This window comes from Haloferax sp. AB510 (genome assembly GCF_024136985.1).
Classification (GTDB): Archaea; Halobacteriota; Halobacteria; order Halobacteriales; family Haloferacaceae; genus Haloferax.
This window is the reverse complement of sequence record NZ_JAMYJY010000015.1, coordinates 38,987-50,062: the sequence shown is the minus strand read 5'-3', so window position 1 is coordinate 50,062 and position 11,076 is coordinate 38,987. Positions and strand designations below refer to the sequence as shown.

Annotated in this window: 9 protein-coding genes and 1 pseudogene; 5 read left to right on the top strand and 5 right to left on the bottom strand. The window is 66.5% G+C overall.

All coding sequences use genetic code 11. The annotated features are described in order from the left end of the window. Positions 1-154: pseudogene (gene sod, locus NKF06_RS04895) on the bottom strand (superoxide dismutase [Mn]); the annotation flags it as partial. A gap of 116 nt (positions 155-270) precedes the next feature. Further along, positions 271-1,266 carry a halo transducer protein gene (locus NKF06_RS04890; protein ID WP_253244696.1) on the bottom strand — a complete coding sequence of 332 codons (996 nt, stop codon included), beginning with the start codon at positions 1,264-1,266 and terminating at the stop codon, positions 271-273. Positions 1,267-1,451: 185 nt separating this feature from the next. Here NKF06_RS04890 and NKF06_RS04885 point away from each other — a divergent pair, with 185 nt between their 5' ends. The 5 genes from NKF06_RS04885 to NKF06_RS04865 all read left to right on the top strand — a co-directional run bounded on the left by NKF06_RS04885 (position 1,452) and on the right by NKF06_RS04865 (position 7,744). Further along, the gene (locus NKF06_RS04885) at positions 1,452-2,645 is read left to right on the top strand and encodes a substrate-binding domain-containing protein (RefSeq protein WP_253244695.1); all 1,194 of its coding nucleotides are present in this window, start codon (positions 1,452-1,454) and stop codon (positions 2,643-2,645) included. Positions 2,646-2,707: 62 nt separating this feature from the next. Next, positions 2,708-3,841 carry a phosphate ABC transporter permease subunit PstC gene (gene pstC / locus NKF06_RS04880; protein ID WP_253244694.1) on the top strand — a complete coding sequence of 378 codons (1,134 nt, stop codon included), beginning with the start codon at positions 2,708-2,710 and terminating at the stop codon, positions 3,839-3,841. Continuing rightward, positions 3,841-5,463 (top strand): phosphate ABC transporter permease PstA, encoded by a 1,623-nt coding sequence (gene pstA / locus NKF06_RS04875; RefSeq protein WP_058826277.1) that lies wholly within the window; start codon positions 3,841-3,843, stop codon positions 5,461-5,463. The genes pstC and pstA overlap by 1 nt, the downstream gene beginning before the upstream one ends. Before the next feature lie 2 nt (positions 5,464-5,465). Beyond that, positions 5,466-6,416 carry a phosphate ABC transporter ATP-binding protein PstB gene (pstB, locus tag NKF06_RS04870; RefSeq protein ID WP_058826276.1) on the top strand — a complete coding sequence of 317 codons (951 nt, stop codon included), beginning with the start codon at positions 5,466-5,468 and terminating at the stop codon, positions 6,414-6,416. A 245-nt stretch (positions 6,417-6,661) separates the two neighbouring features. Beyond that, positions 6,662-7,744, top strand: a complete 1,083-nt coding sequence (locus NKF06_RS04865; RefSeq protein WP_253244693.1) for a phosphate uptake regulator PhoU — start codon at positions 6,662-6,664, stop codon at positions 7,742-7,744. 28 nt (positions 7,745-7,772) lie between these two features. On the opposite strand, the gene NKF06_RS04860 is transcribed toward NKF06_RS04865, so the two are convergent. The 3 genes from NKF06_RS04860 to NKF06_RS04850 form a co-directional block, all read right to left on the bottom strand. Beyond that, the gene (locus NKF06_RS04860; protein WP_058826274.1) at positions 7,773-8,675 is read right to left on the bottom strand and encodes a pyridoxamine 5'-phosphate oxidase family protein; all 903 of its coding nucleotides are present in this window, start codon (positions 8,673-8,675) and stop codon (positions 7,773-7,775) included. Between the two features lie 75 nt (positions 8,676-8,750). Continuing rightward, the gene (locus NKF06_RS04855; protein ID WP_253244692.1) at positions 8,751-10,424 is read right to left on the bottom strand and encodes an FAD-dependent oxidoreductase; all 1,674 of its coding nucleotides are present in this window, start codon (positions 10,422-10,424) and stop codon (positions 8,751-8,753) included. Between the two features lie 134 nt (positions 10,425-10,558). Beyond that, positions 10,559-11,020, bottom strand: a complete 462-nt coding sequence (locus NKF06_RS04850) for a hypothetical protein (protein ID WP_253244691.1) — start codon at positions 11,018-11,020, stop codon at positions 10,559-10,561. Positions 11,021-11,076 lie beyond the last annotated feature (56 nt).

Below are 11,076 nucleotides of genomic sequence, written 5' to 3'. Positions count from 1 at the left end.
CGCGGTTCTCGGCGAGGGTCTCCTCGGCCGCGTTCCAGCCGTTGACGTAGCCCTGATGGTGGGTGTCGTGATGCCACGTCAGCACCTGCTCGGAGATGTGCGGTTCAAGCGCGTCGTACTCGTACGGGAGGGGGTCAAGTTCGTAGTCTGACATTGGTGTTTGCAGTTAGACCGAGGGACTAGACACACATGTACTTTCGCTGAACGCGATTTACGTAGTGGATGTGATATGTATGCTAGCGGATGATTTCGGGACGCACGGCGCTCGGCTCACTCGTCGCTGCCGACCCGGGCGTCGTCGAGTTCGGCCTGTACTTCCCCCCACGACACCGGCGGTTCGAACGCGGCCAGCGTCGCCTCGAACGATTCGATTCGCGCCCCGTACTCGTCGGTCCACGACGGTCGGGCGAGGTCGTCGAGTCGTCCGCGGAGGCGTTCCACGCGGGCGTCGAGGTCGTCGAGTTCGGCGGCGGCGTCGCCGAGGCCGTCGCTTTCCGCGGCCGACTCGGGGGCTAACTTCCGCAGGTCGGCGAGCTCGGCTCGCACGTCCTCGACCAACAGGTCGGAGACGCGGGCGCGGAGCGCGGCGTTGTACCACTCGGCCGCGCGCTCGTCGCCAGCGTCCTCGGAGCCGCCGGCGTCGTCTTCGGAACCCTCCGCGTCGGCGACGGCCGCGACCCGGTCGGCGAGCCCGTCGAGCGACTGTTCGAGCGCCGCCACGTCGCCGTCGAGCCCGCGCCCGCGAACGTCGTGGTTCGAGAGCCATCGGTCGAACTCCTCGATATCGAGTTGTACGTTGTCCGCGTGCGTGGTGAGCGCCTGCGACTCGGACGCGACCTCCCGGAGCCCGAGCACGATGTCGTAGACGGGCCGGGGGTCGTCGCGCCAGTCGGAGAGCCCCTGTAGCTCTTCGCCGAGCGACTCGACCCGCTCAGTCGCGTTCGAGACCTTCGCCTCGAACACGTCGAGACGGGACCGGACGGCACCGACGGCCGCGTCGTCGCCGGCGGCCTCACGGGCGTCGTCGAGATCGATGGACGCGAGTTCGACCCGCGTCTCCGCGGTCGAGAGAATCATCGACGTGTCCGTGACCGCCGAATCGACGCCGTCGGCCGTCACCGTGCCGTCTTCGGTCACGTGGTCGAGCACCGCGCGAACGGTGTCGGGGTCTCGGGACTCGTCGGCGTCCACGACGCGCTCGACCGCCGCGGATTTCGACAGACCGACGATACGTTCGGGGCCGGTAGTTCCGTCCTGCTGGGCCATCGTGCGTACGTATCTCGGGACCCGTTATATTTTCTGTCGTCTCGATTACGTTCGCGTATATAGGTCTCTGTACAGATGTGTGCGCTAATATCGAACTATTTCGGCTCTTAGTGTTACGTTGAACTCTGATAGAACTAAAGTGGTATTATAAACGCATTTTATTTAAAACCGGGTCTGACCACGTGATGGCGCAAGATTCCAAGAAGTTGGCAGGCAGCGTATCACGTCGGCAGTTCCTCGTCGCATCGAGCGCGGCGGGCGTCGCGGGGCTCGCCGGTTGTTCGGGGCAGTCGAACCCCGAGACCGACGCGCCGGCGACCGAAGAAGAAGAGACGGACGCTCCGGAGACCACGACCTCGACTCCCGAGGAGACGAGCGAATCGAGCGCGCCGCAGATGCTCACCGCCGAGGGCTCCTCGACGGTGTATCCCATCGCGAACAAGGGAAGCTCCTACTGGAACTCCAACGCGCCGCCGAGCGACGGCGAGTACTGGGGTTCGAACGACGAATCTACCGTCCCCGGCTGGGACGAACTCGGCGCACCGGACATGCGTCTGGCCGACTACTTCGCATCCCTCTACGGCTTCGAGCCGACCGAGACGCAGGCGAACCCCGCGTTCGCAACGTCCATCGGCCTGAGCCACTCCGGGACGGGTTGTAAGTCCGTCCGCGACGGTCTCGTCGACATCGGTAACTCGTCGGGTCCGATCACGGCGGAACTCGGCATCAGCGAAGAAGAGCGCGACGCGAACTACGTGGACCACGTCCTCGGCCGCGACGGCCAGCCCGTCGTCGTCTCGAAGGACGTCTACGACGCAGGCGTGACGGAACTCACCGGCGAAGAAGTCCGCCAGATCTACCAGGACGAGATCACCAACTGGAGCGAAGTCGGCGGCCACGACCAGGAAATCTACGTGGTCGGCCGCGCGGAAGGCTCCGGGACGGACACCTCGTTCCGCCTCAACATGCTCGGCAGCGCCGACGCCTCGATGGAGGGCGTCGACACTCGTAAGGGTCAGAACCAGCAGGTTGCGACCGTCGTCCAGCAGAACGACGGTGCCATCGCGTACATGGCACTCGCCTTCACCGGCCCGGAGGTCCAGCCCATCGGTATCGAATTCGAGGGCACGCTCTACGCGCCGGACAAGAGCGCGGAGCACACCATCTTCGACAGTGACTACCCGCTCAACCGCGACCTCCACCAGTACACGACCATCACGGAGGACACCCCGAGCGGGACGGACATGCGCGAAGCCGCGTTCATGAACATGTTCCTGACCACGTTCGGTCAGAAGCTGTTCGTCGAGGACAACAACTACATCCCACTGCCTGACAAGGACCTTCAGTCCGAGAAGGACAAGCTTCCGAGCCAAGCGTAACGCGGCTCGGACGCGGTCGCGGTTCCTGAACCTCGTTCTTTCCATTCATCGACGCTCCAACCATGAACGTACTTCCAGACTCCGACGGTGCCGGCCTCCGAGCGGCGGCTCGGCGAGGGCTCCGGCGCGGTCGCGACTTCGTCGACGAGACGCCGCCGGACGCGCTCGTCACGGTCACGGTCGCGGCGGTGTCGCTCCTCGCGGCGTTCGCGGGCTTTCTGGCCGTCTCGTCGCTGACGGCCGTCCCGTTCGCGGTGTTCCTCGTCGCGACGGGCTACGGCTGGCTCAGACACCAAGAATTGACAGCGCGCGTGCTCACGCTGACGACGACGGTCTCGACCATCCTCGTCCTCGGGCTCATCCTCGTCTTCATCTTCGCGGAGGCGTGGCCGACCGTGCAGTACGCGACCGTGAACGTCTTCGGTATTCCGATTCCGGGTCTGCGGCTCTTCATCGAGACGCGCTGGAGCCCGGTGACGCCGCCGATTCAGTACTCGCTCGTCCCGATGATTCACGGGACGGTGCTCGTCACCATCATCGCGACGGCGGTCGCCGCCCCGCTGGGCGTGGCCGCGGCGCTCTTCCTCAGCGAAATCGCGCCGCGGACCGTCCGCGAGGTCGTCAAACCGGGCGTCGAGATTCTGGCGGGTATCCCGTCTATCGTCTACGGTTTCATCGGCTTCACCATCCTCAGCCCGTGGGCGGCCGACCAGTTCGACATCGTCGGCCAGGGCACGTACCTCTTCGTCGGCATCGTCGTCGGACTGATGGCGCTGCCGACGGTCGTCTCGGTCGCCGAAGACGCCCTCAACAGCGTCCCCGAATCGATGAAAAGCGGGTCACTCGCCCTCGGAACGACCGATTGGCAGACCATGACCTCAATCACCCTGCCGGCGGCCTTTTCGGGCGTCTCGGCCGCGGTCCTCCTCGGCGTGGGTCGCGCCATCGGCGAGACGATGGCCGCGACCGTGATGCTCCGCGGCAGCCCGGGGCTCACGAAGCCGCTGTACAACGTCTTCTACGGTAACGACACGCTCACGTCGCTCATCGCGGCGAACTACGGCGACGCCGACGGCCTCCAGCTCTCCGCACTGTTCGTCGCGGGCGTCATCCTGTTCGTCACGGTGCTGTTCCTCAGCATCGGCTCGCAGTACATCGAAGCGCGCATGCGCCGGAAGCTCGGAGGTGCCGAATAATGGCGAGCGCGACCGACACCGCGCTCGTCAGCGAGGACACCTCCGAGACCGAGGCGGTCGCCGCCGGCGCGGTGGGGCTGGCAGCGGTGCTGTTCGCCCTCTCGCTCGCGTCGGTGTTCGAACTCGTGACCATCACCGACCCCGTCGCGGGCGTGCCGATGGTCGCGCTCCTCGGCGGACTGCTGGTCGTTCTCGGCTTTGCCGTCGTCACCTTCGGTGTCGGCTCCCGACTCGGCTACGTCGCCACCGACCCCAGACCGACCGCCGGATTGGTCGCCTCGACTGCCTTCGGCCTCGTCTGGTTCGTCGTCGGCGGGTTGGTCGCCTCCCAGAGTCTCGGATTCGGGACGGCCGGATGGGTCATCGGAGCACTCGTTACCGGCGGGGCCGCGTTCGCGGTGAGCGCGTTCCCCCGCGAGGACATCGGCTCGACGCTCCCCGCTGGCGGGCTAGCCCTCTTCGCCGGTATCGTCTTCCTCACCGGCGTCATCGGCCCGTCGTGGGTCTGGAACCTCGGGTGGGAACAGCAGGCGTCGTTCAACGCCGAGTTCACGATTCCGGTCTTGACGGCGTTCTGTTCCCTGCTCGTCGGCTGGGCCGCCGCGAAGGCCTACGGCGGGTTCGGCGCACGTGGCCGTCACGTCGGCGCGTACGTCCTCGTCTACCTGAACGCCATCTCCATCATCGCGCTGCTGTTCCTCCTCGTCGCGTTCACGGTCCTGAAGGGTCTCCCGGGGCTGTTCAACGGATTCGCGTTCGGCGCGGGCGCGGGTCCCGAAGTGACGCTCGTCGGCCTGACGTTCTCGCTTCCCGTCTCGTGGCCGTTCGTGATGAACGGCGTCGCGCTTCTCAACGACGTGAACGGCGTCCTCCCGGCCATTGCGGGCACGATTTGGCTCGTCATCGGGGCGGTGCTGTTCGCCGTCCCGCTGGGCGTCGGCGCGGCCGTCTTCATCACGGAGTACGCCGACCGCGGGCGCTTCACGCAGGTCGTCGAAATCGCGACCAACGGCCTGTGGAGTACGCCCAGCATCGTCTTCGGACTGTTCGGTCTGGCGTTCCTCGTCCCGCGGCTCGGTAACCAGAAGTCGCTGCTGGCGGGGATGCTCACGCTCGGCTTCATGCTCCTCCCGCTCGTCGTCATCACGAGTCGGGAGTCGATGCTGGCGGTCCCTGACGAGTACCGCGACGCGAGCGCGGCGCTCGGCGTCACGAAGTGGCAGACGATTCGGAGCATCGTCCTCCCGGCGTCGCTCCCGGGTATCGTCACGGGCATCATCCTCGGTGTCGGTCGCATCGCCGGCGAGACCGCCCCGATTCTCCTGACGATGTCGGGGAGCGTCGCCCCGCCGGGCAGCCAGACGGTCGACGTGCTCGGCGGCTTCCAGTTCCAGTCTGCGCCGCCGTTCGTCACCAACCCAGAACTGATGCAGGCGACCTCGGCGCTTCCGTATCAGCTCTACTCGCTCATCACCGCGGGCGTCGGGCAGTCGTCGAACATCGGCGCTATCGACGAGTTCCGGTGGGCGACGGCGCTCATCCTGCTCGTGGTCGTCTTGGGCTTCTACGCAGTCGGCATCGCGACGCGGTACTACTTCCGGAGTAAACTTCAGCACGACTAACCATGAGTGAAACCAGACAGACGACGGACGACGCACAGGCGACGACGGACAGCGAACTCGCCGGCGGCGCGAGCCCCGGCACCGACCAGCCGCTCGAAGTCACGAGCGGCGAGACGCGAGAACGGACCCGCGAGGAGTGGGTCGAACACGAGTTCGAGGGCGAGGCGAAGCTCTCGGTCTCCGACCTCGACGTGTACTACGGCGACGACCACGCGCTGAAGGGCGTCTCGATGGAGATTCCCGAGAACAGCGTCACGGCGCTCATCGGCCCCTCGGGCTGTGGGAAGTCGACGTTCCTCCGGTGTCTCAACCGGATGAACGACCGCATCAAGGCCGCGAGCATCGACGGCTCGGTCCAACTCGAAGGCGAAGAAATCTACCAAGACGGCGTCAACCTCGTCGAACTCCGCAAGCGCGTCGGCATGGTGTTCCAGTCGCCAAACCCGTTCCCGAAGAGCATCGCGGACAACATCTCCTACGGCCCGCGGAAGCACGGCGACCTCGACACCGGCCTGCTCGCCAACCTGCTCGGCCGGAGCGACGACGACGCGGTCGACGAACTCGTCGAGCGCTCCCTGCGGCAGGCGGCGCTGTGGGACGAGGTACAGGACCGACTCGACGACAACGCCCTCGGACTCTCCGGCGGCCAGCAACAGCGGCTCTGCATCGCCCGCGCGCTGGCGACCGACCCCGAGGTGCTCCTCATGGACGAGCCGGCGTCGGCGCTCGACCCTATCGCGACCTCGAAAATCGAGGACCTCGTCCACGACCTCGCGGAGGAGTACACGGTCGTCATCGTCACGCACAACATGCAGCAGGCGGCGCGCATCTCGGACCAGACGGCGGTGTTCCTCACCGGCGGCGAACTCGTCGAGTACGGCGACACCGACCAGGTGTTCGAAGACCCCCAGAGCCAGCGCGTCGAGGACTACATCAGCGGCAAGTTCGGATAGTCGACGCCGGACCCAGACCGGTCGGCTCGACCCGGACAGACCGCCGAACCGCCCGCCTGTCCCCGCAGCGGGCGTCCCGACTTCGACCACGCGACGTGACGACGACGTTCGACGATCTGCGGCCGTCGAAGCCGGACCATCGGTCGGCGGCGCTCGCTTCTCACCAGTCGAGCCACCCGCCGAGGCGGGGTCGGCGTCACCGCGGAACTGGCATGCAGACAACACAAACTCAGACAGCCAACACAATGGAGACACGCAAGATACAGCAGGTCAGCAACGGGACGTTCACCGTCTCTCTCCCCCGAGAGTGGGCGGACGGCGAGGGTATCTCCGCCGGAACCGTCGTCAACCTCCACACGCACCTCGACGGGATGTTAGTCGTACAGGCTCCCGAGTGCGAGGACGATTCGTCGATGCAGTTCACGGTAACTGTCGGTGGGAGCGACCCGGACGGCGGGGGCGACACAGGCGATTCCCTCGAACAGACGCTCCGAGCGGCCTACGCCGCCGGGTCGAAACAGGTCGTCATCGAGGCCGACGGGACGTTCGACGCCGAACAGCGACAGGCCGTCAGGCGGGTCGCACGGAACCTCGTCGGCGTAACCATCACGGAGGAGTCGGATACCGCCGTCACGGTTCGGAACGTCCTCGACGCGAACGAGGTCTCCATCCGCCAGTCGGTCCGACAGCTCCAGTTCGTCGCCGTCTCGATGCACCGCGACGCGACCGCCGCGCTCACCGGTGCCGCCCCCCTCGACGGCTTCGCGGAGCGGGACAACCGCGCCGACCGCCTGTTCGCTATGGTCGACCGGCACTTCACCCGCGGGCTCGACCGCCTCGACGAGGTGGACGCCCTCGGCGAAACGCGCCCGGAACTGTTCCGCCTCCACACCGCGGCCCGCGAGTTAGAGCGCGTCGCCGACCAGGCCGAGCGAATCGCCGCCGTCGCGTCGGCGGTCTCCGACCCCTTTCCGCCGGCGGTCGCCGACGAGGTGTCCGAACTCGCCGAGCTGATTCCGGAGGCGCTCGAAGCCGCGGTGCAGGTCGCGCTCGAAGGCGACAACCCCGACGCGGCGCGGGAGGCACTGGCGGCGCGCGACCGAGTGTGCGAGGACCTCGCGGGCGTGGAGCAACGGCTGTTCGAGGACGTGGACGCCGACGCCGATTACCGGTTCGCGCACGCGCTCCACGCGCTCGAACGGACGGCCGAGCACGCCGGCAACGTCGCCGAGGTCGGGCTCAGGACGGCGGTCCGGACCCGCAACATGGACGAGCGCCCGGCCCGAGAGGGCGGAAACGAGTCCGCGGGACACTCCCAGAGCGCGTAGAGCGTCTGTTCGGCGGCCGTACTGGTTTTCACCACTCGAGGAGCGTTCGAAGACGAGGAATCGGTCGATACGTCTGTCCACGGTCAGCGAAGTAGGTCCGCGTCCGACGTTTGCCGTCGACGATGAACCGAAGACGGTCCCGTACCGTTCGGTTCCGCAGGTGGAACGAACTGGCGGGGTCGAACACCAGTCCGCGCGCGTCCCTCCGACACCGGCCGCGGATGAGTCGCTGTTCGAGGTTCGCGAGGTCCGCGTCGTGCCAGTGGACGAGGACGCACGCAGGTTGGCCGTCAGCCGGCGTCACGTCGTCCGGCGGCGTCAACCGGAGCCGACCGTCGCGGACGGTCGCAGACGAAACCGGCCAGCTACGGGGATACCCCGCGTCGTCGGTGACGGTCGCGACCATCTGGTCGTAGGTTTCTGCCTCTCCGCTGTCGATGCCGGCCGCGTTCCACGTCGGCACCGTCGTCGTGCCATCGGTCGGCCGCTCGTCGATTGCAGTCGGTCGAATCTCGATGAGGATTCGGAGCCCGTACCAGTCCAGAAGCAACAGTCCGAGCCGCGTCCCGAGGAAGTCGGCAGCCTCGACCATCGCCCGCCGTTTCGGTGACGGCGGTTCGTCGCGGATGAGCCGCTCGACGACGGCGGTGTTCGCTTCCAAGTCTGCGTCTCGAACAGTCGCCCGCCCGGTCACGTGCAATCGACCCCCACCTTCGCGGAGCAGGAGCGACACCCGCGGATTGGCCGCCGCTTGCTCGGCTTTCCCCGCGAATGCCGGCGCGGCCGTTACGACGACGACCTCCCGTTCGCGGTCGAAAAAGGGTGTGACCGGCACCACCGCCGGGCGGTCGTCGCGAGCCGTCGCGAACTCGGCCGTCAGCGAGTCATACACGGCGTCTCGAATCCGCTCGGTCGCGGACGACACCGTCACGGACGCCTCCGGGGGCGCGGCAATCGTCTGGTCCTTTCCGGAGTTTTAGTGGGAACCCAGCGCCGTGGCCAACGGTCAGTCATCCAGTCCCCAGCCGCTCGTTCGCAGTCCTCGGAAGGTCGACCGCAGTCCGCGCTCGGCCTCGCCGGGGTGTGGGAGTCCCAGCCGAAACGCGATCTCGTCCTGCCGCTTCGGCGGGTCGAACAGTTGTGGCTCAGATAGCCCCCAGACAGCCGGCGGCGGCGCTCCGGCCCCCGTTCGCTCGACGATACCGCCGACGGCTCGGCGGGCTGCCTCGTTCGCGCTCTCCATGGTCGCCAAGTCAGTGTCTGTGCGGACGTAGTCGGCCGCCAACACGAGGTTCGGCGCGTCGGTCACCGCAGGGGGCCGGTGTCGGAGCGAGCCGACCGTGTTAATCAACAGCGGTTCGTGGTTCTCCATGCCGTCGCCGGTGTCGACGATTGCGGGGTCGAGTACCCAGTCGTACAGGTACTCGGTCGAGAGCCGCTCCGCATCCCGGTTGAGGTGAGCCGTCAGTTGGTGCCAGACCTCGGTTTTGATCTCCTCGCGGCTACACTCGCGGGCCGGCTTGTCGTACACCGCTCCCGGAGTCTCCCAGTCCGAGATAATCGCGGAGAGGACCCCCTGAATCTCGCCGTCGGCGCACGTCTCGATGTCGAACGGGCCGTCGTCCCAGAACTGACGCTGCGAAATCGCCGTCAGCGCCCACGGGGAGTCGGTGTACGCTTGATGGCCGCGCGCGAGCGGCAGGTCCTCGGTGAGATAAAACTGAATTCCGTTCATCCAAGCGGTGTCGAGTCGCCCGATGGACCCGAGCGAGGGGGCCGCCAACCGGAGTTCCGGCGTCACCAACGAGGCCATTACCTCGACCGGAAGCGCCGCCACGTAGTAGTCCGCAGTCACTCGTTCCCCGCCGGCGAGTTCGACGCCGGTAACGCGACGGCCGTCGGAGTCGAGTTTCGCAACCGGCGACTCCGTGCGGATAGACACGTCCAGCGATTCCAGGTAGGACTCCCACGGCGTAATCCAGACCTCGCTCGTCGGACCGTTGAGCACCGCCTCGGTCGGCCGGTTGGGGTCAATCTGATCGAGCATCAACTGCGCGTATATCTGTCCGATAGTGCGGGCGCTCCCGCGCTGGGGTTTCAACGCGACGAGCGCCTGCGTGCTCTCGGCGAGATGCTTGCGGTAGGCCGGCGACTGCGCCTCCGCGTCGACGAACTCCCACCACGACACGCGGTCGAGTTCCCGTTCGCGGCGCGCCCGACAACTCGTCAGCAACACCAGCAGACGCCGGAGGAAGTAGTTCGTCTCGGCGGGGGTGATTTCGCCGCCACCGATTGTCGGTTTGAGCGCGGCAACCCACTCCGCAATCGTGTTCGGCGTCCGCGTCTCGGAGCGCATCTCTTCGCCCGTCGTCGTCGCGATGAGCGTTTCGTCCGTCTCGACGAGGTTGTCCGCGACCGTGTCCCCGGACGGCCGCGGGATTCGGCCGAGCGTGTCGCGGAGATTCCGATAAAACCCCGGAAAGAACCGAAATCCGTGTTCTGCCGGCAGTAAATGGCCGTCGTCACCAGAGGGGATCGAAAAGCTCCGTGCTTTCCCGCCCAGTCGCGATTTGGCCTCGTACACGGTCACGTCGAAGCCGCGTTCCCCGAGTTCGTGCGCCGCGCTCAGCCCGCCGACCCCTCCCCCGAGAACAGCGACTCGAAAACTGCCTGCTGACATACGCTACTCGTGGCGCGAGACGGAATAATTATTTGCAATATCGAAGTATCTGCCCGCTCAGCGGGCGAGAGCCGCGGCAGACCCTCCCCGTGACGGAAAAGAGGGTGACGGGCGCGAGAGCGGCGGGAGCGTCGCTACAACGTGGTCGTGTCCTCGGGAACCGACGTCCAACACCGATTCCGAGCGTTGTCAGCGGAGACGAGTGGGGTATCAGAACAGAGGGGTATGTTCGCGAGTCGATAGACGAGATCGTCGTGGCTCACGTAGTATCCCGACGGAATCGACGCATCGTGCTCCATGCGGTCGTAGTACGGGAGGTCCTCCAGCGCGGCCGCGACAGCCGCGTACTCGTCTCTGTCCAGTCGGAAGTCCATCAGACTGTAGGGTTCTCGTCGGGTCACCCGGTCAAGCGCTCGCTGTATCAACTCCGCTCCATCGAGTCGTTCGTCCGAGGCGGGAACGACCTCCGCGGCTTCCGGTGACGAGATGTGCATCACCGTGAGCACGCCCCCGTTGACCCCTTCGACGTTGAGACAGCCGCTCAGCGCGGCGACCGAACCGAGCCCGAGCGTTGCAAGTAGCGACCGCCGATTCACGACGCTGTAACTCCGACGAAATCACATCACTGTTCCGGTGCTCGGCGCGCTCCGAC